The organism is Silvimonas sp. JCM 19000 (assembly GCF_054652575.1).
Map to the genome: position 1 here is coordinate 1 of NZ_BAAIHC010000037.1, position 22,425 is coordinate 22,425.

Annotated in this window: 16 protein-coding genes and 1 pseudogene; 7 read left to right on the plus strand and 10 right to left on the minus strand. The window is 60.8% G+C overall.

Going from position 1 to position 22,425, the window contains the following annotated elements; genetic code table 11:
* Positions 1 to 5,445: pectate lyase-fold domain-containing protein (locus ACYQ1A_RS20485; RefSeq protein WP_499365449.1), on the minus strand; the 5,445-nt coding region annotated here is incomplete at its 3' end.
* Between the two features lie 284 nt (positions 5,446 to 5,729).
* Positions 5,730 to 6,353: a lipid-binding SYLF domain-containing protein gene (locus tag ACYQ1A_RS20490; protein ID WP_499365453.1), complete on the minus strand. Its 624-nt coding sequence runs from the start codon at positions 6,351 to 6,353 to the stop codon at positions 5,730 to 5,732.
* A gap of 331 nt (positions 6,354 to 6,684) precedes the next feature.
* On the opposite strand from ACYQ1A_RS20490, the gene metF reads away from it, so the two are divergent.
* Positions 6,685 to 7,518 (plus strand): methylenetetrahydrofolate reductase [NAD(P)H], encoded by an 834-nt coding sequence (gene metF, locus ACYQ1A_RS20495; RefSeq protein ID WP_499365456.1) that lies wholly within the window; start codon positions 6,685 to 6,687, stop codon positions 7,516 to 7,518.
* A 78-nt stretch (positions 7,519 to 7,596) separates the two neighbouring features.
* Here metF and ACYQ1A_RS20500 read toward each other — a convergent pair whose 3' ends face one another.
* The 4 genes from ACYQ1A_RS20500 to ACYQ1A_RS20515 form a co-directional block, all read right to left on the minus strand.
* Positions 7,597 to 8,088: an outer membrane lipoprotein gene (locus ACYQ1A_RS20500; protein WP_499365459.1), complete on the minus strand. Its 492-nt coding sequence runs from the start codon at positions 8,086 to 8,088 to the stop codon at positions 7,597 to 7,599.
* A 202-nt stretch (positions 8,089 to 8,290) separates the two neighbouring features.
* Entirely contained in the window at positions 8,291 to 8,890 is a 600-nt protein-coding gene (locus tag ACYQ1A_RS20505; RefSeq protein WP_499365461.1) for a 2OG-Fe(II) oxygenase, read from the minus strand.
* A complete protein-coding gene (locus ACYQ1A_RS20510; RefSeq protein WP_499365462.1) occupies positions 8,850 to 10,931 on the minus strand; it encodes a site-specific recombinase in 2,082 nt (693 codons plus the stop codon). The genes ACYQ1A_RS20505 and ACYQ1A_RS20510 overlap by 41 nt, the downstream gene beginning before the upstream one ends.
* A 72-nt stretch (positions 10,932 to 11,003) precedes the next feature.
* Complete coding sequence (locus tag ACYQ1A_RS20515) at positions 11,004 to 11,867, minus strand: fructosamine kinase family protein (protein ID WP_499365466.1); 864 nt, start codon at positions 11,865 to 11,867, stop codon at positions 11,004 to 11,006.
* Positions 11,868 to 12,239: 372 nt separating this feature from the next.
* Here ACYQ1A_RS20515 and bcaP point away from each other — a divergent pair, with 372 nt between their 5' ends.
* From bcaP to ACYQ1A_RS20540, 5 genes and pseudogenes are all read left to right on the plus strand, one after another.
* Complete coding sequence (bcaP, locus tag ACYQ1A_RS20520) at positions 12,240 to 13,625, plus strand: branched-chain amino acid transporter BcaP (protein ID WP_499365468.1); 1,386 nt, start codon at positions 12,240 to 12,242, stop codon at positions 13,623 to 13,625.
* Positions 13,626 to 13,907: 282 nt separating this feature from the next.
* Positions 13,908 to 14,492 (plus strand): GNAT family N-acetyltransferase, encoded by a 585-nt coding sequence (locus tag ACYQ1A_RS20525; protein ID WP_499365471.1) that lies wholly within the window; start codon positions 13,908 to 13,910, stop codon positions 14,490 to 14,492.
* 47 nt (positions 14,493 to 14,539) lie between these two features.
* A pseudogene (locus tag ACYQ1A_RS20530) lies at positions 14,540 to 15,178 on the plus strand (phosphatidylserine decarboxylase); the annotation flags it as partial.
* A gap of 90 nt (positions 15,179 to 15,268) precedes the next feature.
* Positions 15,269 to 16,066, plus strand: a complete 798-nt coding sequence (pssA, locus tag ACYQ1A_RS20535; RefSeq protein ID WP_499365475.1) for a CDP-diacylglycerol--serine O-phosphatidyltransferase — start codon at positions 15,269 to 15,271, stop codon at positions 16,064 to 16,066.
* Between the two features lie 125 nt (positions 16,067 to 16,191).
* Positions 16,192 to 17,982: a 2-isopropylmalate synthase gene (locus ACYQ1A_RS20540; protein WP_499365477.1), complete on the plus strand. Its 1,791-nt coding sequence runs from the start codon at positions 16,192 to 16,194 to the stop codon at positions 17,980 to 17,982.
* A gap of 444 nt (positions 17,983 to 18,426) precedes the next feature.
* Here ACYQ1A_RS20540 and ACYQ1A_RS20545 read toward each other — a convergent pair whose 3' ends face one another.
* Positions 18,427 to 18,828, minus strand: coding sequence for a DUF2069 domain-containing protein (locus ACYQ1A_RS20545; protein WP_499365481.1), 402 nt, complete (start codon positions 18,826 to 18,828; stop codon positions 18,427 to 18,429).
* On the minus strand, positions 18,825 to 19,424 hold the full coding sequence (wrbA, locus tag ACYQ1A_RS20550; protein ID WP_499365484.1) for an NAD(P)H:quinone oxidoreductase: 600 nt from the start codon (positions 19,422 to 19,424) through the stop codon (positions 18,825 to 18,827). The genes ACYQ1A_RS20545 and wrbA overlap by 4 nt, the downstream gene beginning before the upstream one ends.
* Positions 19,425 to 19,518: 94 nt before the next feature.
* Between wrbA and ACYQ1A_RS20555 the strand changes: the two genes are divergently transcribed.
* Entirely contained in the window at positions 19,519 to 20,769 is a 1,251-nt protein-coding gene (locus ACYQ1A_RS20555; RefSeq protein WP_499365488.1) for a YihY family inner membrane protein, read from the plus strand.
* Here the strand turns inward: ACYQ1A_RS20555 and aroB are convergent.
* Together aroB and ACYQ1A_RS20565 are read right to left on the minus strand one after the other, a co-directional pair.
* Positions 20,724 to 21,830, minus strand: a complete 1,107-nt coding sequence (aroB, locus tag ACYQ1A_RS20560; protein WP_499365492.1) for a 3-dehydroquinate synthase — start codon at positions 21,828 to 21,830, stop codon at positions 20,724 to 20,726. The genes ACYQ1A_RS20555 and aroB overlap by 46 nt on opposite strands.
* Entirely contained in the window at positions 21,817 to 22,359 is a 543-nt protein-coding gene (locus ACYQ1A_RS20565; protein ID WP_499365495.1) for a shikimate kinase, read from the minus strand. Before ACYQ1A_RS20565 ends, aroB begins: the two co-directional genes overlap by 14 nt.
* Positions 22,360 to 22,425 lie beyond the last annotated feature (66 nt).

Sequence of the window (22,425 nt, forward strand, 5' to 3'; positions counted from 1 at the left end):
GGTGTTGACCGCCACCGTGTTCAGATCAGCATGGCTGACCTGCAAGGTGCCAGCGGTCCCGGCTGCAGTGGTGCCGACCACATACTGGCTGATCACATTGCGCGCTGTGGCGGTGCTGGCGGCGGTGAGCGCTGCCGGCGCGGGCGGTGGGGTCGGCACCGGCGGCAAGGTGTAGGTTGCCACCTTGGCCGTTTCCAGCACCACCTCAGGCTGCTTGAGTATGCCGGAACCGGTCGTCGCCGGATCAATGCTGATGGTGCCGGTATTCACCACATGCCCGCTCGCGCCCAGCCGACTGAAGGCAAACGAGTTATTGGCATACACATTGATCACGCCATCGTTCTCGATGACTGCCGCATCCTGCGCCCCGGACGCCAGCTGCATCGCCACCAGATTGGTGGCTGCGGCCGGATTGCCCGCCGTGCCGACATTGATGGTGCCGTTGTTGACCATCTGCGCCGTGCTGTCCGCCTGCATGCCGACGGCGCCATTGCCGTTCACATTCAATATGCCGTCATTGACCGCGACATTGCCCGCATAGGTAAAGCTGACCGCCGCCCTGCCGGTCGCTCCGGCCTTGAAGTTGACGATGCCCGTGGGCTGGTTCCAGAACATGTCGGCGTTGCTGGAAGTAGAGACATCACGGATCAGATTGCTGTTGCCCGCAGTCTGGGTGATGGTGCCGCCGTTGATGATGTAGTTCTTGTCGCCGGACCCCACCGCCAAAGCCGCACGCGTGTTCTGGCTGCCATCGCTGCTGATCAGGCCCAGGTTATACAACACGGCACCGTTATCACCCTGGAAATTGCGGCCAGACACTGCACTGAAAGTGCCATCGGCTTCGTTGATTGCCGTGCCTCCGCCCGACATCCAGATATCCGAGCCGCCATCCATGATGACGGTGCCATGGTTGTCGAGCGTGCTGGCGGCCTTATAAGTGCGGAAGCCTTTGTGAATGATGCCGCCGCTGTTGTTGAACAGCGTGCTGCTGCCGTAAATCTGCGGGGCTTGATTGAGGGTGCCGCTGTTGATCACCGTCATATCGGTGAATGACGGCGTGCCGTTCATGGTGCCGCTGTTATTAAAGTTGCTACCCGCCGAACCGGTCACCGCGTTGACCGTGCCCTGGTTGATCAGGCTGCCGCCTTTCAGGCTGATCGGCGTGTTGATCACGCCGGTACTGGCATTGGTCAGCACGCCTTGGGCAAACACATTGAATGACGCGCCGCTCACCGTACCGGCATTGCTGACATTGACCGGGCTGCTGGCGGCATATGGTGTACCCACCGCCTGCGACAAGGTGGTGGTGGTCGCGGCCGCGGCCAGCACGCTGCCATCGGCGTATTGCTGCAGCGTGGTGGTAGCGCTGTTGTCGGCCGCCGGGTCGACCCCGTCGCCGAGGATGATGCGGCCGTTATTGACGATCAGACTGCCCGCAGCGCCGTCGTTATAAAACGCGCGCGCGATGCTGCTGTTGATGGTGATCACGCCTGTGGTGTCGTTTATCGCGGTGCCGCCACCAAACGCGCCCATCCCCACCACCTGGGTGGCCGTGCCGTCGGCCACCGTTTCGGGGTCGGCCGACAAGGTGATCTGGCCTTGATTGATGACGGTCCCGCCGTTGGTTGCCAGCATGCCATAGCCCGAGTTGCTGACCAGAACCGAGCCGGTGTTGGTGGCCTGGGCGCCCGTCACCGAGCTGCTGATGGCTGCACCGCGCTGGCTCGACGTTTTGTCGGAGGTGGTCACCGCAGTCTTGCCGCTATCGGTCTGGATAAAACCGTCCAGGCTGATCGTGCCCTGATTAAGCGCGCGCGCCGTGTTGCCGAACGCTTCCATGCCATAGAGCGCCATCCCCGCCATAACGATGCGCCCGGTTGCGGTATTGGTGACGCTGGCCGTATCTGCCGACAAGCCCAGGGTCACCACGGAAAACGAATTCATGCCGCTTTTAACATCCAGCAGCCCCGAATTGGTGGCCGTGCCAAGGTTATCGGCGCGCATCATATAACCCGAATGCGTGCTGCTGGCGGCGGTGCGCCGCCCGATAATCTGTCCGGTCTCGGTGTTTTCCAGATGGCCCCAGGAATAGGCGCGCAGCACGCGGCCGGGCTCACTGCTGCCGGTTTCATCGATGATGCCGGCGTTGCTGACAACCGAATCAGTGCCCACGGCGACAAAGACCGGCAGGTTTACATTCCCGCCGGGGGCCAGCGGCGTCAGCGAGGTAATCGCCACTTTTGCATTGGCATCGAGCTGTAAATGGCCCCCCCCAACGACATAGGCCAGCGCGGTTTGCTCCAGCATGCCGATATTGTTGTAGACGCTGGAGGTACCGCTCAGTGTCACGCTGTTGGCACCGTCGATATAAATGCCTTGCTGCAGGATGGCTTCGTTGTAAACCGGCGAATTGACGCGCACATTGATGCCGCCCTGCACCGTCACATTGTTGCCCGCCCCGGTGACCATCAGGCCGCGCCAGTTATAGCCATCCTCGGCCACACTGTTGACCTGCCCTTCCTGATCCAGATTGATCTGCCCCGCCACCACCACCTGGTTGTTATTGCCGCTCACCGACACGCCAGGCACCACCGCAACCACGTGCGTGGGCACCACGTCGGCAGGCAAGATCATGCCGATATTGACGTTGCCATCCAGCCGCACCGTGCCGTTATTGCCGATCACGCTCACGCCGGTGCCGCCTTGCATCACATTGGCCGCGTCGGCCACCCCGGTGACATTGACATTGCCATTCAGCGTGACTGCGGCGTGATCACTACTGATCAAGGCGCCGGTGCCGTTCAGTTTGACGTTGATATCGCCGGTATTGCCGACCGTGGTTTTGGCATCCGGGTCGGTATTGGGCGCATTGATTTCAATACCGACCGAAGTGGCGTCCTGCACATTGATGGTGGCGGCGGTCGAGGTGTTGGAGTTGCTGCCATTGATGACGATGCCGCGCCCGCCGCTGGCCACATTGATCACCCCAGCCAGCGTGGCGGTGGTGCTGGTGTTGTCGCCACTGATGACGATGCCGCGGGCACCGTTGCCGACATTGATTTCGCCCGCCAGCGAAGCAACCGTGTTGTTGCCGGTAATCTCGACCGCGGTGGAATCTGCGTCGCTGACGCCCGCGTTTACATTGTTGATCAGCAACTGCGTGCCCACGCCGCCCACCACCACGCCCTTGGCGGCCCCGCTGATGTCCAGCACCATCGGCTTTTCCGGCGTGCCATCCAGATTCAGCACGGTATCGTTGCCCGCCACCACCACGCCTGATGCGCCTTGCTCCACCTTCAGGTCCCCGGTCTCAGTCACCCGGGCGGCGTTGCCGTTAATCACCGTACCGGTCGAGCCGGTATCGCTGACGCCGGTGGTGCTGGCATCTGTGATGACGGCGTTCTGACCATCTACCCGGGTGCCTATACCGCCCGCCGCAATCACGCTGGTGCCGGTGTTGTCGACTTTGGCGCCGTTGCCGGTAATGGCGGTGCCGGTGCTGCCTTCGCCGCTGACGACAGTACCGCCCTTGCTGCTGATGCTGGCATCGTCGCCCGACACCGCCGTGCCGGTGGCGCCCGCCGCCACCTCGGTCTTGCCGCTGATAACCACCACGGCGCGATCACCGGTAATCTCGGCCGCCACCGCAGCCTGGCCGCTGGCAGTCGCGTCGCCGGTGTTGTTGACGCTGGCGTCATTGCCGGTAATCACCAGACCGGTGCCGCCGGCGCTGACATCGGTGATGCCGTTGTTGTTGATAACAGCGCTGTCGCCGCTGATGCGGGTGCCGGTGCCGCCGTCGCCGGCGATGGTATGGCCCTCGTTATTGACCACGGCGTTGTTGCCGCCGATGTCGGTAATCACCGAGCCGTTGCCGCTGGCGCTGGTTTCGCCCTTGTTGGTGATTTGTGCCGCGTCACCTTTGACTTCGGTACCGGTGCCGCCCTCGCTCACGCTAATGCCACCATCGTTGCTGACGACCGCATTGTCGCCGTTAACCACCGTGCCGCTACTGTCACCGCTGACCGTGGTCTTGCCTTCATTGATGACGCTGGCGTGGTCACCGGTGATGCTGGCGGCACTGCTGCCGTTGCCGCTGACGCTGGCGTCGCCTTGATTGATGATGCTGGCGCCATTGCCGCTGATGGCGGTGCCGGTGCTGGCGTCGCCGCTGATGGTGTTGCCGCCTGCGTTAATGACGCGGGCGTCGTTACCGCTGATTGCGGTACCGCTGCCGCCATTGCTGATGGTGTTGCCGCCGTTATTGACTTGCGCGTTATCCCCGGTGATGACGGTGGCGGTGCTGCCGCTGCCATCGGCCACATTGGCGCCTTTGTTATCGACGCTGGCCGCGTCGCCATTGATGACCACGCCACTGCCACCCTCGCCCGCGCTGATCTGGTCGACCACCACCGCAGCGCTATCACCATTTACTTCGACGCCGCTGGAGCCCGTGCCACTGCTGCGGGTTTCACCGGCCACTTCGACCTGGGCGGCGTTGCCGTCCACATGCACGCCGGTACCACCCGCTGCGGCGCTGATACCGTCGCTGATGCTGGTTTGCGTCTGCCCACCGACCACGATCACTGCCACGGTATCCGGGCCGTCGGCGTTGGCGCTGGCGGCGCTGGCCTGGGTGTAGTCGCCCACCTGCACCACGCTCGACGCCGTGGCGTGGATCAGCCGTCCTTGTCGATCCAGCGCCCAATACACGCCATCCGCATCTTTGCCCTGCACGATCAAGGTGGGCGGCGTGGTGGAGTTATCCACCAGCCAGTTCTGGCTATTGGTATACAGCACTTCGTTATTTGCTAACGGCGCACCGGGGCGGCTGGCGACCAGGGTTAATTTGTAATTGGCGCCGTCGGGCTCGTAGCGATAGGTCAGTCCGTCCATGACGATAAATTCGGCGGTCCGGTTAAGCACCACGGCATTGTTGTAATAAACGATGTTATCGACCGGGGTAGGCGTCGGTGTCGGGCCGGGTGTAGGCACCGGGGTCGGCGTGGGAACCGGTGTAGGCGCAGGCGTCGGGCCAGGCGTGGGGGTGGGCGTGGGGCCCGGTGCAGGGGTCGGGCCGGGGGTATAGCCGTTATCGCCGTGATGGCTGCTGCCCAAGGCCGCGCCCAACACCACCGCCGCCGCGGTGACGGCACCCGTGATCAGCATTCCCACGTCCGGCGCGACCGTCGTGCTGCTGGCTGGGCAAGGCGTCGCAGCGTCGGGCGTGGCCGGGCACGGCGTGGGCGTAACGGTGGCATCTGTGGTTTCCACTGAATCGGGCTCAGCCGCCAGCGTCGGCGGGCTGGCCAATACCAGCGCCAGCAGCGACGCCAGCAGGGAATGCGCACGCGTGCGGCCTTTGCCCTGGCGCGGGGTATTTTCCGCCACCACCATCCAGATCCCGCGTGCCTGATTAAACGCTAGCCCGTAAATACGATTCATGATTTTTACCTTCGTCATTAATTGAAATGCGTCGGCTAAAACTGAATCCGGCTATATGCCGACAATACTTTTGATATATTTAAAACGTTAAAATAACCAGTATTGTCGATATTGCTATTATTGCGGGCATGGCAATTTAAAGTATGAATAATCCTGATTAAAATAAAATCAGATCGGCATGTTTAATGCATGATTAATAAAGCGGATCTAATCAAAGATGACAGACGCAAAAAAACCCGCAGGCGCAATGCCGGCGGGTTTTTGGGACCAAACGCGTACGCGGATTATTTCTTTTTGGCGTGCGGGCTCAGACGGGTGTCGACCATATATTTGGTACCGGCCACCGTTACTTCGGCGTCGAGGCCGTTTTCGGTGAACTGATACGCATAGACCGACGGTGCAATCATCGAAGCGCCATCCAGTTCAGCACCCTTGTTTTCAGCCTTGGCGGCTGCGGTGGCGTTGCCTTCAAAGGCCCAGCCCGAGGTGATGAATTTCTTGAAAGAGGCGTTGTCGTTGAACACCAGCACCAGGCGCGAATTCTTGATGCCGAGGCCCAGACCACCCTTGATCTGTACCATCTTCATAAAGGTTTCTTTGCCGGTGCTATCCACTGCTACACCGCTACCGCCGCCAGCGCCGGCAAACACGATGGTCGCGCTGCCGTTGTTGAATACGGCGTAACCAGCCGCCTTGGCGATGGCATCTTTAGCCGACGGATGCTTTTCGTACAGTTTTTCCAGCGTGTCTTTGGCGCTGGCACGGACTGCTTCACGCGCTTCAGACGGGGTCTTGCGCGGTGATTCTTTCTGCACGTCGGTAGCGGGCATGTTGTCGGCCATGGCGGTGGCGGCAGAGCCAGCCAGAATCGCCACTGAGCTCAGTACGGCGAGCCATTTTTTTTGCATGATGAATTCTCCTTGTAAACCGGGTTGGTGTTTGCGCGGTGCCGGCCTTCTGAGTACGGGCTACGGTCTATCCGGCTGGGGCCTTGGGGCCGCTTTAAGCACGGTGTCCACAGTACCTGATGCCGCCCGGGCAGCCAGACAGCAATCGGCCAAAAATGGCGTGGTGACTGCAAGAAAATACGCGTAGGAACCCGCCGACAAATCGTCCGGAAGACCTGGATGGGGGTTTCTGCGCGGCCATCGCGCCGTTCACGCGGTGATGAAAACGGCGCAAACCGGGGCTGGGCGGGCGGTGCTAAGATGCGGCATCGCCCCCAACAGAACCTTGATCGTGACCACGCTGCCGCCGCTGAGCTTTGAATTCTTTCCGCCCAAAACCGCTGAGGGCGCCGAAAAACTGCGCATTACCCGCCGCCAGCTGGCGCAGTTCAAACCGGAATATTGTTCGGTGACGTTTGGTGCGGGCGGCTCTACGCAAGACGGCACGCTCAATGCCGTGATCGAAATCCAGCACGAAGGCCTGGCCGCTGCGCCGCATTTGTCCTGCATCGGCTCCAGCCGCGCGCGCATCAGTGAAATCCTGCAGCAATATCGCGATCACGGTATCCGCCATGTGGTGGCGCTACGGGGCGATATTCCGTCGGGCATGCTGGATGTGGGCGAATTTCGCTACGCCAATGAGCTGGTGGCGTTTATCCGCGAACAGCACGGCGACTGGTTCCATATCGAAGTGGCCGCCTACCCGGAATACCATCCGCAATCCAATAGTGCCGAAGCGGATTTGCGCGCCTTTGTGAACAAGGTGAATGCCGGGGCCGATGCCGCCATCACGCAGTATTTCTTTAATGCCGACGCCTACTTTCATTTTGTCGATGAAGTACGTGCGCGCGGCGTAACGGTGCCGATTGTGCCTGGCATCATGCCAATCCAGAACTTCAGCCAACTGGCGCGCTTCTCGGATATGTGCGGCGCGGAAATCCCGCGTTGGCTGCGGCTGCGTTTGCAATCGTTTGGCGATGACGCTGCGTCGATCCGCGCTTTTGGCCTCGATTTTGTCACCGAGTTGTGCGACAAGCTGCTGGATAACGGCGCGCCCGGTTTGCACTTCTACACGCTGAATGCAGCGGGCGCGGTGTCGACGGTGTGCCAGCGCCTGGGGCGCTAAACCGCAAGGCGCGCGACTGACGTTAAAAAAGGGTGAATCGTGTGATTCACCCTTTTTTGTTTACCGCGCCGCGCCTACTTATTGATTGAGCGGCACCACGCGCGTGGTCTGGCCGTCATTCAGCACATCCACACGTTGGTTCACTACAAACGGCGTGTCATTGCCTTGCACGATGACCAGGCGTTGGCCGGTATCCAGTTTGACCGTGATTTCCAGCGCGTCTTTGGCGGTCGCGCCTTTCTCCAGCGCATTGCCCGCCAGACCACCGGCCACTGCGCCGATCACGCCGGTAACGATGCTGCCGTTACCGCCGCCTATGCTGCTGCCGCCCACCGCGCCGATTACGCCACCAGCCACGCCGCCTATGCCGGTGCTGTCTTTGATCTGCACATTGCGCACGCTTTCGACGATGCCCGATTGCGCCGTGGCCGCTCGTTTGACTTGGTCGCGGCTATAGACGTTGGCGGAATCGCTGGCGCAGCCGGTCACGGCCAGGCCAACGCTGCCAATCAGCGCAGCGGCACACACGGTTTTGATCCAGCGGGGTGTATTTGATGTATTCGATTGCATGCTTGCGCTCCCGGAAAAAGACTGTTGCGAATTCTACCGACCGATGTTGACGCTGTTTTGTCAGCATTTACCTGATTCAACACGCACTTTTTGCTGGTTTGCCCCATGGGGAGGATCCAGGCCCACCCGCAAAGGGGTATGCCCCCGCGCGCAAACATTTGCACATCGATCGATGGCATGGCCGGGTGGGCCAGGACCCACGCTATGCCAGCAGCGCGGGCCGGCGGAACCAACCGGTCATGGAGCGGCGTTCGCGGCGGGCGGGCAAGACCTCGTGCTCAAACCGATCGGACATGAACAACACCAGCGTGCCGCCATAGGGCGTCACTTCCAGCGGCGTGTGCGGCTCATCCAGAAACATGCGCAACTGGCCGCCGTCTTGCGCCGCCCAATCCGCCTCATTGAGATACAGCACAAAGGTCACCACCCGCGTATCGGCATGGCGATGCTGATCCAGATGGCGCTTGTAGAACGAGCCGGCTGGATAGACCGCAAAGTGCGCTTCAAATTCGGCCAATCCCAGAAACAATTGCTGGTTAAACGCCAGCCGCATCGCCTCAAGCTGATCCAGCACCGGTACCGCCAGCGCATCATCGCGCTCCAGCCACAACACATCGTCACCGCGGATACGCTCATCGCGTTGATAAGCTTGTTGGCGGCCGATGCCGGCGGGGTGGAACTGGTCGCGGCGTGCATCAATGTCGGCACGCAAGGCCGCCACCTGCTCGGGCGTCAAAAAGCCCGGCCACACCACATAGCCCTTATCGACCAACGCCTGCACGGCGTCGTTGAACCCATTCAAGAACACTCTCCTCTCTCAGCTCAACCACCTTGGTGGCCGAGGCGTTTGCCAGCGCTTTTTGACGCGGCGGAATCAGAAAATCCTGCGGGCGGCGCAATGCACGCCGTAGCAATCGCAGCACGATGGGTCGCGTGGCGCGCAAGGTCAGTTTGCGTGAACGCAGCGCCACCCATAGCGCCAGCCCAAAGCTGACCACCAGATTGGTCAGGCCGATCAGCGCAATGCCCAGGGCCGACATCAACACCAGATTCAAGGGCAACTGGAAGTTCAGCGACACCGCCGCATACGACAGATAAGCCGACGAAAAAGTAATGTGGCGGATATCGATGGGCAAGCCCAGCAACACCCCGATGGTGCCGATGGTGCCCAGCATCAAACCAAAATAGAAATTACCGGCCAGCGCGCCGAGATTATCGCCGATATAGGCGCCAAAGCGCCGCGCGCGGTTTTCGCCCACCAGCCGATTAAGCCAGCGCAAGGCAGCGATGCGTTGCGGAATCTGGTTATACAGCGACTTGTTGTCGTAATAACCCGAAATCAGCCCGGACAAAAACAGGCACACCCCCGCAATCGCCGCGTGGAAGATGGCCGGGCTGAGCACCGGGCTCAGGTCCGTCAGCAAATGCCCGGCTTTATTCATATCCACCACCGGGTGGCCATAGGCCCAGACCCATGCCATGGCAATCGCCAGCGCCGTCGGCATGGCCAGCATTACATTGCCGACGATGGCAATGAACTGGGTGCGCACCACCTTGATGATCAGCTCGGTTAACGCATCCAGATCCGCCGCCTTGATCTTGCCGCCCTTGCTGCCCTGATGCAGCGTGGCGGCAATCTTGGCGGCGGTCATGGCGGGTTGCTTGGTGGCAATCGTGCAATGCAGGATGTGGATCAGCATAAAGCCGATCGAATAGTTAAGGCCGAAGGCGAGCGCCTCGAGCAGCAGTGGCAGGTGCGCCTTGGCAAACAACAGCTTGAGCACCGACATAAACCCCACCACCACGCCCGCGCCGGCGGCGGACCAGAACATGTTGCGCCACTCCTTGCGCGTCTCGGCAATGTAATGCTCACCGGTATGGCTGGCGTGTTCGGTGACTTGCAGGGCGATCAGCTCGGTGTTTTCCGAGAACACATCGCGCAGAGAATGCTTGCGGTTCTCCGCCCGCACCAGCGCAATGGCGATGGCGAGGATGGCCTCACCCTTCTCGGTGGACGGATGCGGCGACACCAGTCGCAGCAAGGCTTTTAGCCGCTCGATATGCTGCGTCAGCCGCAGCAGATGGTAAGTGAGGCTGACCGACACGCCCTGGCGCATGGCGCTGCGGCGCACCTTGGCCACCAGTTCTTCGCACTGGCTGAGCAACACCAGAATATGCAGCTCGTCCTCCAGCGGCACGCTCTTGTCGGCGGTCCATTGCAGATAGATTTCGATAAAGCGCTGCACTTCGGAATGCTGGCGGATAAAGGGTGAAACAAAGCGCTCGGCATCGGCATGATTGCGCACTACTTCGGGCTCGAGCCCGATGGCAGCAATACGTGTGGACAAGACCTGGATGGCCTCGAGCATCTGCACGCGGATATGGTTCAGGCTGTCCTGATCGTGTTCTTCTTCGATATGCAGGGCGTGGCCGAGCTGGAACCAGATTTGCTGCGGCACGGCTTCAAGCCAGACGTAATCGTTATGGCGAAAAAACACACTGCCAAACAGATCGCGCAATGAATGCGGATTGGGCGCGGGCGGTAATATCCGGTCGCCGATGCGGCGTGACAGCGCCGAGAAAAAGCTCTCGTTGGACAGGATGCCGGTGTCGGCATAAAACTGCACTTGCTGCCGGTTGGACAACACGCGCAGCAAAGTCCGGCGTAAACCAGCGCGCCAGGCGGGCGATTGTTCCAGCAAAAAGGCCAGCGCCTGCACGCTGTTGATGGCGGCTTGCGCGTCATCGGCGCGCCGTGGCCGCATCGACGCGACCAGTTGGCGTAGTAGTTCCGGGGCGCGCTCGGGCGGCGCGTCGGTCATGGCCTGCAACGAATCCTGCATGCATGCTCCTAAGGCGGTATCGCGCGGTTGGGTCAAATGGGCGCAATCCCTGGGGTTTCAATCAAGGCTGTCTCAATCGGTAATACTCACGACCAGCCGCTCGATCAGGCGTTCCGCCTGCGTGGCATAGCCGCCGCCAAACAGATTGGTGTGGTTCAGCACGTGGTACAGGTTGTAAAGATCGCGCCGCAGCGCAAAGCCGGCATCAACCGGCCACGCGTGTTCATACGCGGCGTAAAAGCGCGGGCCAAAGCCGCCAAACAAGGACGTCAAAGCCAGATCGGTTTCGCGATCGCCAAAGTAGCAAGCCGGGTCAAACAGCAAGGGCGCGCCGTCGTACCAGCCCACATTGCCGCCCCACAGATCGCCATGCAGCAGGGACGGTTGCGGCGTATAGCCGCTAAAAAATTGCTCGATGCCATCCAGCAAGGCGGGCGCGCGCTTGAAGCGATAGCCCTTGCCGTGCGCCAGGCGCAACTGATGCTCCAGCCGTTGCTCGCGGTAAAAACTGATCCAGTCATCGCGCCAGGCATTCGGTTGCGGCGTGCTGCCTATGGTGTTGTCGGCGGCCCAGCCAAAGCGCTCACCACGCACGCGATGCAGGCGGGCCAGCGCCTGCCCCAGCGCGGCTTCATCGCCTTGATGCGTCAGATCAAGCCATTCGAGTGCAATAAACGCCTGCCCGTCCGCCACGCCACAGCCCAGCACTTCGGGCACGCGGATATGCGGCGCCAGCGCCTGCAGTCCAAGCTGTTCGGCTTGAAACATGGGCAAGCGCTCAGGACTGTTCTGTTTGATAAACCAGGTGCCGGCGTCGGTCTGCACGCGCCAGGCGGCGTTGATCGAACCGCCATTGACTGCGCGGCTGGAAATCACACGGACGGCCTGGCCAAGACAATGGCCCAGCGCGGCAGCAAGAGGGCTGGATGAGGTCATGGGCGTCTCCGGAATGACACCAGCATGCCTTAAGCGGCTTGTCGCTTCCACCCTGTTTACGCGGCATGTAACCCGATCAGAGGCCGCTATTGCGCCTGCCAAAATTGATTTACGGCAAAGAAAGCCAAACAAGTCATCGTATTAGGGATATCGAAGCTAGCTGTGCCCCAGCCCCGCGTGTATCTTCCGCCGCACGCCATTGCGAACTGACCGTCCGGTCAACCCGACTGTAGTTCGCGCCGGTGATCCGCCCACCTGCACCACCCCGCAAGTCCGCCGCTCACCGTACTCTTCTGCCCACGAGGCATGCAGTCTTGCCGCGCCCGCTCACACAGCGGCGCGGTCTCACAGCAACCTTCGAAAGCTATTCTGATGAAACTGTTCCGTACCAAAAACATAGACGCGATGATCGCCGCCAGCGGCGTGTCGCAACTGGCAAAAGCGCTGGGCCCGGTTGATCTGATCCTGATGGGCATAGGCGCGATTATCGGCACCGGCATTTTTGTGCTGACCGGCACCGGCGCGCTTACAGCGGGCCCGGCGCTGACGCTGTCCTTTGTGCTAGCCGCTGTGGCTTGCGGTTTGTCGGCGCTGGCCTATGCCGAATTCGCTTCGGCCATCCCGGTTTCGGGCTCGATCTACACGTATTCATACGCCACGCTGGGTGAACTGGTGGCGTGGATCATCGGTTGGGATTTGCTGCTGGAATACGGTCTGGCGGCTTCGGCCGTCTCGGTGGGCTGGTCCGGCTATCTGCAATCGCTGCTGCATGGTTTCCATATTGATCTGCCGGCCGTACTCACCGCCGCGCCCGGCGCCGTGCCCGGCAAACACACGCTGATCAACCTGCCCGCCTTCGCCATCATGATGGCAATTACCGCACTGGTATCGGTCGGTGTGGCCGGCTTTGCCCGCCTTAACAACGTGCTGGTGGCGATCAAGGTCGGCATCGTGCTGCTGTTTATCGTGGTCGGCGTGGGCTACGTCAAACCGGCCAACTGGACGCCCTTCATGCCGTTCGGCTTTAACGGCGTCTTCAATGCCGCTGCCCTGGTGTTCTTTGCCTTTATCGGCTTTGACGCTGTGTCGTCTGCCGCCGAAGAAGTGCGTAATCCCAAGCGCGATCTGCCTATCGGCATCATTGGTTCGCTGGCCATCTGCACGCTGCTGTATGTGGCCGTGTCGGCCATCATGACCGGCATCGTGCCGTTTGCGCAGTTTGCCGGGGTGGATCATCCGGTTTCGTTGGCACTGCAATACGCGGGCCAGAACTGGGTGGCCGGCTTTGTTGATCTGGGCGCCATCCTCGGCATGACCACGGTGATTCTGGTGATGACCTATGGCCAGACCCGGGTTATTTTTGCCATGTCGCGCGATGGCCTGCTGCCGTCGAGCTTGTCCAGGGTGCATCCGCGCTTCAAGACGCCGTGGCTGACCACGTGGCTGGTGGGGTTTGTGTTTGCCATTCTGGCGGCGTTGGTGCCGCTGAATGTGCTGGCCGAGCTGATCAATATCGGCACGCTGGCTGCGTTTTCGCTGGTGTCGATCAGCGTGATCGTGCTGCGCAAAACCCGGCCCGACCTGCACCGCGCCTTCCGTTGCCCGGGCGTGCCGGTGTTGCCGCTGGCGGCAGTGGCCTTCTGCGTGTTTTTGATGTGCCATCTGGGCGCGGTCACGTGGACCGCGTTCGGCATCTGGTTGCTGATCGGCCTGGCCATTTACTTTATGTATTCACGCAAGCATTCCGCGCTGGCCTGAACGCCGCGACGCGGCGCGAGCTTGCGGCGATTAGCGCATCTTTAGCTGCGCACCACGGACACGGTGGGCTGCGGCCCACCGTCCAAAGCCGCCTGCGCCAACGCGCTCATCCACGTATTGTGTGTGGGCTTTGCTGGCTTGATCCGGCCCACCGCATACGTGCTGTTCGGCGGGCGGCCCGGGCTTTGAGCAACACCATGTAGTTTGCGCGGGGGCTGAGGCCCCCGCTGCGCATTTCGGCGCTCAGCGTGTACATTGAAATCTTTGATCGCGCTCTGGCCTATGTCCGCACTACCGGTTTTGCTCACGCCCCGTCTGTTGCTCAGCGCGTTTACCGCCGCCGACGCCGATCGCATCGGCCAGTTTGCTGGCGATTTTGGCGTGGCCGAAATGCTGGTCAACACGCCACACCCCTATCCGGACGGGATGGCTGAAGCCTGGGTGGACACCCACGCTGCGCATTGGGCGCAAGGCAATGCGTTGTATCTGGCCGTGCGCGACCGGCGCGACGGCCTGATGCTGGGTTGTGTGGAGTTGCACGATATCCAGCCCGACCATCGCGCCGAACTCGGTTACTGGATCGCCCAACCCTACTGGGGCCACGGCTATGCCACCGAAGCGGCCATGGCCATGGTCATCTACGCCTTTGAGCATCTGCAACTGCAACGGCTGGATGCCACCGCCTTTGCCCGCAACGCGCCTTCGATCCGGATCCTGCAACGGCTGGGCTTCAGTTCGGAAGGTCTGCGCCCAGGCTATACCAGAAGCATTGCCGGCCTCGAAGACGTACTGCTTTGGGGCTTGCTGCGCGAAGATTTTTTGCTGACATATGCACAAGCCGCGCCAAACACGACACCGGGAGCGTGAGTTACAATCGGCCCTCTGCGATCGCAACCAAGACAAGATCAAAACCCATGAATAATCACTATCCCCACCCCATCCTGGCCCGCGAAGGTTGGCCGTTTATCACTATCGCCATCGTGGTGTCGCTGTTGGTGACATGGCTGGCCGGATGGTGGTCCATTCCGTTCTGGATCGTCACCGTGTTTGTGGTGCAGTTTTTCCGCGATCCGGCCCGCGTAATTCCGCAAGACCCCAAGGCGGTGCTGAGCCCGGCTGATGGCCGCATCGTGGTGGTCGAAAAAGCCATGGACCCGTACCGCAAGGTTGAAGCGCTGAAGATCAGCGTGTTCATGAATGTGTTCAACGTGCACTCCAACCGCAGCCCGGTGGATGGCCGCGTGGATGAAGTGGTGTACAACGCCGGTTCTTTCCTGAATGCGGCCGTGTCGAAAGCGTCGACCGAGAACGAACGTAATGCCGTGCTGGCCACCCTGGCCGACGGCACCAAAGTGACTTATGTGCAGATTGCAGGCCTGGTGGCACGCCGCATCGTTTGCCACGCCAAGGTCGGCGACCAGCTGGCGCGTGGCCAGCGTTACGGCTTTATCCGCTTTGGCTCGCGCGTTGATGTGTATCTGCCGCTGACCGCGCAAGCCCGCGTCACCATCGGCGACAAGGTTTCGGCCACCGAAACCATTCTGGCTGAACTGGCCTGATGCCAGCGCCAGCCCGCCGCGATCAAGCCCCCGATCGCAGCCGGGCTGGTGGCCAACCCCTGAAGTTATCCAAGCTGGACTGCCATGCCCAATTCTCTGCCGACGCCTAACAAGCGCCCCATCAATATCCGCCGCCAAAGCATTTATCTGCTGCCCAATCTGTTTACGCTGGCGGCGCTGTTTGCCGGCTTTTACGCCATCGTGCAGTCGATGAACAAAAACTTTGTGCCCGCCGCCGTGGCCATCTTTGTGGCGATGGTGCTCGATGGCCTGGATGGCCGCGTGGCGCGCATGACCAAAACCCAATCGGCCTTTGGTGCCGAGTTCGATAGCTTGTCCGACATGGTGTCGTTTGGCGTGGCCCCGGCGCTGGTGGTGTATGAATGGACGCTGCGCGATTTTGGCAAAGTGGGCTGGATGGTGGCGTTTGTTTATTGCGCGGGCGCGGCGCTGCGGCTGGCACGCTTCAACACCAATCTGGAAGTCACTGACAAACGCTGGTTCCAGGGCCTGCCTTCGCCGTCGGCCGCCGCGCTGGTGGCGGGTCTGGTCTGGATTTGCCATGAATACGCGGACGACCTGTATGTGCTTAACGGCGTCATGCCGTGGATTGCGCTGTTCCTGACCTTGTTTGCGGGCCTGACTATGGTGTCCAACGTCAAGTTCTGGAGCTTCAAGGAAATCAATATGCGCAAGACCGTGCCGTTTGTGGCACTGCTGGCGCTGATGCTGCTGTTGATGTTGCTGGTGGCCAAGCCGCCGCTGGTGCTGTTCTGCATGTTTATCGCCTACGGTTTCTCCGGCTATGTGATGTGGCTGTGGCGCTTTATCGGCCGCGGCAAACCGGCCCGCGCGGCCAATCACAATCGGCATGATGTCTAATTTTGTCTAATTGCGCGGTTTGAATGTCGGCCCGAGGCGGGCCGCATGCAAAATATTAGACAAAAAGTTTTGACTTAATGTCCACGGGCTTTTATGCTGTCCAACATTCTGAGTTGGAGCATGACATGTCCGTGGACATTGAACGTTTGATCGCACAGTTTGGCGGCCCCAGTGAGCTGGCTGATGCGCTGAATCGCCTCTTCCCCGAAGACCCCGTCTCTCGCGCCGCCATCTACAAATGGCGCGAACGTGGCTCCATGCCCTTGTCCCAGCTCAATCGTGTTTCGCAACTTGCCGCCAGTCAGGGGCGTTCCTTCGACATCCAGTCCTTTTTTAGCGGCACGGCCAGCGTGGCCAGCACACGGAGCACACCAGATATGGGCGAACGTCTGTTTGTATTCGACACCACCTTGCGTGACGGCGAACAATCGCCCGGCGCTTCGATGACGCGGGAAGAAAAAATCCGCATTGCCCGCCAACTGGAACGGCTGGGTGTCGATGTGATCGAAGCCGGCTTTGCCGCCGCCAGCCCCGGCGATGCCGAATCGATCCGTACCATCGCCGGCATTATCAAAGAATCCACTATCTGTTCGCTGGCCCGCGCCAACGAGCGCGATGTGCGCGCCGCAGGCGAAGCCATCCGCCCGGCCGCGCGTGGCCGCGTGCATACGTTTATCGCCACCAGCCCGATCCATATGGAAAAAAAGCTGCGTATGGCGCCCGAGCAAGTAGTGGAAGCGGCCGTTAAATCGGTGCTGATCGCTCGCGAATATACCGATGACGTCGAATTTTCGGCCGAAGATGCATTGCGTTCCGACCCGGCATTCCTCGCTTATATCTTTGGCGAAGTGATCAAGGCCGGCGCCAGAACCATCAACGTGCCCGACACCGTCGGCTACGCCATCCCGGGCCTGACCGAACGCTTTTTCCGCGATCTGATCGCGGCCACGCCGGGCGGTGAATCGGTGGTCTGGTCGGCACATTGCCACGATGATCTGGGCATGGCGGTGGCCAACTCGCTGGCCGCGGTGCTGGGCGGCGCACGCCAGGTGGAATGCACCATCAATGGCCTCGGCGAGCGCGCTGGCAATGCCAGCCTTGAAGAAATCGTGATGGCGGTAAAAACGCGCAAGGATGTCTTCCAGGTCGAAACGCAAATCGACGCCACCCAAATCGTGCCGACGTCCAAGCTGGTGTCCACCATTACCGGTTACCCGGTGCAGCCGAACAAGGCCATCGTCGGCGCAAATGCGTTTGCGCACGAATCGGGCATCCATCAGGACGGCGTGCTCAAGCATCGCGAAACCTACGAGATCATGAGTGCCGAATCGGTGGGCTGGAGTACCAACCGTTTGACCCTGGGCAAGTTGTCCGGCCGCAATGCGTTCAAGACCAAGCTGGGCGAACTGGGCATCGAGCTGGCCAGCGAAGAAGCGCTGAATGCGGCGTTTGCGCGCTTTAAAGAACTGGCTGACCGCAAGCGCGAAATCTTCGACGAGGATTTACATGCCCTGGTCTCGACCGAGCTGATCAGCAAAGAACAAGATACCTGGCGTCTGACCTCGCTGAAGGTGGTTTCGGAAACCGGCGAGATTCCGACTGCAACGTTAGTGATGGCAGAAAACGGCAGCGAAAAACGCGTGCAATGCGAGGGCGATGGCCCGATTGATGCTGCCTTCAAGGCGATTGAATCGATTGTGGGCAGCGGCGCGGAATTACAGCTTTATTCGGTCAATGCCATTACTCAAGGCACCGACAGCCAGGGCGAAGTGACCGTGCGGCTGGAACGCGATGGTCGCGTCGTCAACGGCCAGGGCGCCGATACCGACATTCTGGTGGCCAGCGCCAAGGCGTATATCTCGGCCGTCAACAAGTTACAGAGCAATATCACGCGTACTCACCCGCAACCCGCTTAAGTCGTCTATCCACGCAGCGGACGGGCCCGGTCATGGGGTGTCTTGACCAGCCCGAATCTTGCGGACTTGCCGGAAACCGCCCCGCCCACCAGGCCGGGGTTGGCGCCAGCCTTACCGAGGCTAGCGGAACCGATCGCACCAGCGGCCAACAGCTCGCTGCGCGGCGACCAGGCTCCGGCACCTTCTCCCCCTGTTTTACTTCATCCAGCGTGGCATCGGCTTCGCATAGGGTGGGTCAAGACCCACCGACCAAAGCCGCAAAGAAGAACGCTGCACGCCGATCAATTCTTCTCTATGGCTTTGAGTGGTGGGTCTAGACCGACCATCCAAAGCCGCGAAGAAGAACGCTGCACGCCGATCAATTCTTCTCTATGGCTTTGAGTGGTGGGTCTAGACCCACCCTATCTTCACCGCATTGGCTCGGCATCGCGCGGAGACTGCGTCTTAATGCTGCTCGGCCTCCAGAATGCTCGGACGCATCCATTTCGAGTAATACGAGATCGACAGAAACGCGATGCTGGTGATGATGACCTCCACAAACGCCAGCCCCTGCGACAAGCCTTTGTCGCTCCACGCACGCATCAAACCCTCAGCCCACCACAGCAGCACAAACATCGAGCTCCACTGATAGGTATAGCGACGGCCGTGCAGCAAGCCACGCAGCGGTAGCAGCAAGGGCACGGCTTTTAATGCCAGCGATGAGCCACCGGGCCGCAACGGCGCCAGCCACAGTTCCCACAGCAAGCACAACGCGATCAACGCCAGCCAGCACGTAATCGATATCCATTGCGCCCACGCACGTTTTTGCGCGCCGTTTTTCAGCGGCTGGGCCGGACGCCGGCTCATGCCTTGACCGCCAGCTTGAGCGCCACTTCGGCCAGCCGTTTGCCTTGCGCCAATGCCAGTTGTTTTTCGTGCTCGGTAATCGGCAGATTGCCTTGCGCGCCCGCCACGTGGCTGGCGCCGTAGGGCGTGCCGCCGCTCTCGGTGGTCGACAGCGCGGTTTCGGTGTACGGCAGGCCCACCAGCACCATGCCGTGATGCAACAGCGGCAACATCATGGTGATCAGCGTGGTTTCGTTACCGCCGTGGTGCGACCCGGTGCTGGTAAACACCGTCGCCGCTTTGCCTGCCAGCGTGCCGCCCAGCCAGGCGCCCACCGTGCCATCCCAGAAATATTTCATTGGCGCCGCCATATTGCCAAAGCGGGTTGGGCTGCCGACGGCGATGCCGATGCATTCTTCCAGATCAGCCACGCTGACATAAGGCGCACCGCTGTCCGGGATGGCGGGTTCAGTCGCTTCGGTGACGGTGGAGACTTTGGGCACGGTGCGCACGCGTGCCGTGGCGCCGGGCACGGATTCAACACCGCGCGCAATCAGTTGAGCCAGTTGGCGCGTGGCGCCGTGTGTGCTGTAGTACAGCACCAGAATATCTGCCAAGAGCTTGCTCCGTTCTTTCAATGAGACGCCCCGAGGCGTACGCCCGAGGCCACTTCAGTTAAACTCGGGCGATTATAAATTCTTCGGCGCTGCGATGTTTCATCCTTTAACCCGCCAACATCTGGAAAGCCTGGTGACCATCAGTTTCTGGCGCCGGGTGATCGGCTTTGGTCAGTATGTCGGCCATCGGCTGATCAAGGATCGTTGCCTGCAAACGGCGGGTAGCCTGACCTACACCACGCTGCTGGCGCTGATTCCGCTCTTTACCATCGCGCTGACGCTGTTCAGCGCGTTTCCGATGTTCAGTGATTACAGCGCCAAGTTCAAAACCTTCATCTTGCTGAATCTGGTGCCCGATGCCGCCGGCAAGATCATCGGCGTATACATGCGGCAGTTTTCCGATAACGCGGAAAAACTGACTGCCCTCGGTACCATCGGCCTGGCGGTCACCGCCCTGCTGCTGATCTTTACCATCGAAAAAACCTTTAACGAAATCTGGTCGGTACGGCGCCCGCGCGGCATTCTGGCGCGCACGCTGATTTACTGGGCAGCGCTGACGCTGGGCCCGGTGGCGCTGGGCATCAGCCTGTCGCTGACGTCGTGGATTTATCATCACAGCGGCGGCTTGATCAGCGGCATTCAGGTATGGGACACCACTATCCGCGTCGGCCCCTCGCTGGTGATGTTTGCGATGCTGAGCCTGATGTACATCACCATCCCCAACTGTTATGTGCCGCGCAGCCACGCCATTATTGCGGGCGTGCTGGTGGGCGTGGCGTTGGAATTGATGAAGGCTTTGTTCGGCCTGTATGTGCAGGCCTTTGTGACGCTAAAGATGGTGTACGGCGCGTTTGCCAGCTTCCCGATCTTTCTGACCTGGTTGTATGTGTGCTGGGTGATCATTCTGGGCGGCGCGGTGCTGTCGGCCAGTTTGTCGTACTGGCACGGTGATGCGTGGGAATGGCATGCGCGCCGTGGCACGCGCTTTGAGCAAGCGGTGCGTATCCTGCTGGCCTTGTCCGAGGCGCATGAAAACGGTGTGCTGTTGCACATCAACGAGTTGCGCCTTCAGATCAACGTGGGCCTGGATAGCACGCTGACCTTGCTGGACGAGATGCTGGAATGCGGCTGGGTGGAAACCACGCGCGAAGGCGAATGGCTGTTGGCGGCTGCGCCGGCGCGCATCACCTTGCTGGATATCTATGAATGCGTCGAAGCGCCGCTAGCGGCCAAAGAAGGCAAGCATATGGAAGAACTGGCGGCACGCATGCGCGCGCCGCTGCAAGAAACCCTGGCCGATTACGCCAGGCTGGAAGCAATCGCGTCGGCCGAACAACCGGCCTGAAGTGCGCCGCGTACGATCTCCGGGCTCAGCGTGCCGATGTATGACTGGCCCAGCTTTTGCATCAGGATGAACTTGATCTTGCCGGCATCCACTTTCTTGTCTTGCGCCATCAGTTCCGCATAGCGCTCATAGCCAAAGTCCGGCGCTTGCACCGGCAAACCGGCAGCATGGATCAAGTTGATGATGCGCTCCAGATCCGCATCGCTGATCTGGCCGAGCAGACGCGAAGCGTGCGCCGCCAGCACCATGCCTGCGGCCACGCCTTCGCCATGCAACCACACGCCATAGCCCATGCCGGTTTCGATGGCATGGCCAAAGGTATGGCCCAGGTTCAGCAAGGCACGCACGCCTTGTTCTTTTTCATCCTCGCCGACGATGCGCGCCTTGTTTTGGCAGCTGCGTTCGACCGCGTAGGTCAGTGCCGCCACATCGCGCGTCATCAATGCGTCGATATTGGCTTCGAGCCATTCAAAGAATTCCAGATCGTCGATCAGACCGTACTTGATCACTTCGGCCAGGCCCGCGGAGAACTCGCGCGGCGGCAAGGTATCCAGCGTGGCCAGATCGGCCAGCACCAGACGCGGTTGGTAGAACGAGCCGATCATGTTCTTGCCCAGCGGATGATTGATGGCCGTCTTGCCACCGACCGAGGAATCCACCTGCGCCAGCAAGGTGGTTGGAATCTGGATAAACGGCACGCCGCGTTGATACACCGCCGCGGCAAAGCCAGTCATATCGCCCACCACGCCCCCACCCAGGGCAATCAGCGTGGTTTTGCGTTCCGCGCGCGCACCCAGCAGCGCATCAAAAATCAGATTGAGCGTTTCCCAGGTTTTGTATTGCTCGCCATCGGGCAGCACCACCGGCAGCACGCTGACGCCGCGCGCCGCCAATGCATCGCTTAGCGGCTGCAGGTACAGCGGCGCCACCGTGGTATTGGTCACGATCGCCACGCGCGGTTGCGGCAACAAGGCAGTAATGCGCTCAGCCTGCGCCAGCACGTCGCGGCCGATCAGGATGTCGTAGGAATCGGGGCCGAGCTCTAGCTTAACGGTGCGCATGAAGGGTCTTCTCAAGTTGCAGGATCAACTGATGGGTCAGATGCTGGACGGTCTGGCGGCTGGTATCCATCACCAGATCAGCCACTTCGCGATACAAGGGGTCGCGCGCTTCAAACAACTCGGCCAGGCGGGCTTTGGGGTTGGCGGTTTGCAGCAGCGGGCGATTCTTGTCATGCGCGGTGCGCTGGTACAGATCGTCGACGCTGGCGCGCAGATAGATCACAAAGCCGCCCCGGCGCAGTGCCGCGCGGTTGTCCGGATTGAGCACTGCGCCGCCGCCCGTGGCCAGCACGATGTCCTGCATTGCCGTCAGCTCGCTGATCACCGAACATTCGCGCGCGCGAAAGCCGCCTTCGCCCTCCATCTCGAAGATGGTGGGAATCCGCACGCCGGTGCGCGCTTCGATCTCGTGATCGGAATCAAGAAAGGTCTTGCCGGTGGCGCGGGCGAGCGCGCGCCCGACCGTGGTTTTACCGGCGCCCATCAAACCGACGAGAAAAAAATTGCCTGGCATTTTCATGCCAGGCATTTTATCGGAAAGTCCGCCCGGGCGGGCGGCCTTCCTGCTGCGTTGCAGTTGCTGCAACAGGCCGCG

Excerpts from the sequence above, each read along its gene's own strand:
- bcaP (WP_499365468.1), top strand. The coding sequence starts at position 12,240 with ATGAAACTGTTCCGTACCAAAAACATAGACGCGATGATCGCCGCCAGC.
- aroB (WP_499365492.1), bottom strand. The coding sequence starts at position 21,830 with ATGCGCACCGTTAAGCTAGAGCTCGGCCCCGATTCCTACGACATCCTG.
- ACYQ1A_RS20545 (WP_499365481.1), bottom strand. The coding sequence starts at position 18,828 with ATGAGCCGGCGTCCGGCCCAGCCGCTGAAAAACGGCGCGCAAAAACGT.
- ACYQ1A_RS20490 (WP_499365453.1), bottom strand. The coding sequence starts at position 6,353 with ATGCAAAAAAAATGGCTCGCCGTACTGAGCTCAGTGGCGATTCTGGCT.
- ACYQ1A_RS20510 (WP_499365462.1), bottom strand. The coding sequence starts at position 10,931 with ATGCAGGATTCGTTGCAGGCCATGACCGACGCGCCGCCCGAGCGCGCC.
- ACYQ1A_RS20540 (WP_499365477.1), top strand. The coding sequence starts at position 16,192 with ATGTCCGTGGACATTGAACGTTTGATCGCACAGTTTGGCGGCCCCAGT.
- ACYQ1A_RS20500 (WP_499365459.1), bottom strand. The coding sequence starts at position 8,088 with ATGCAATCGAATACATCAAATACACCCCGCTGGATCAAAACCGTGTGT.
- ACYQ1A_RS20525 (WP_499365471.1), top strand. The coding sequence starts at position 13,908 with ATGTCCGCACTACCGGTTTTGCTCACGCCCCGTCTGTTGCTCAGCGCG.
- pssA (WP_499365475.1), top strand. The coding sequence starts at position 15,269 with ATGCCCAATTCTCTGCCGACGCCTAACAAGCGCCCCATCAATATCCGC.
- ACYQ1A_RS20515 (WP_499365466.1), bottom strand. The coding sequence starts at position 11,867 with ATGACCTCATCCAGCCCTCTTGCTGCCGCGCTGGGCCATTGTCTTGGC.
- ACYQ1A_RS20555 (WP_499365488.1), top strand. The coding sequence starts at position 19,519 with ATGTTTCATCCTTTAACCCGCCAACATCTGGAAAGCCTGGTGACCATC.
- ACYQ1A_RS20565 (WP_499365495.1), bottom strand. The coding sequence starts at position 22,359 with ATGCCTGGCATGAAAATGCCAGGCAATTTTTTTCTCGTCGGTTTGATG.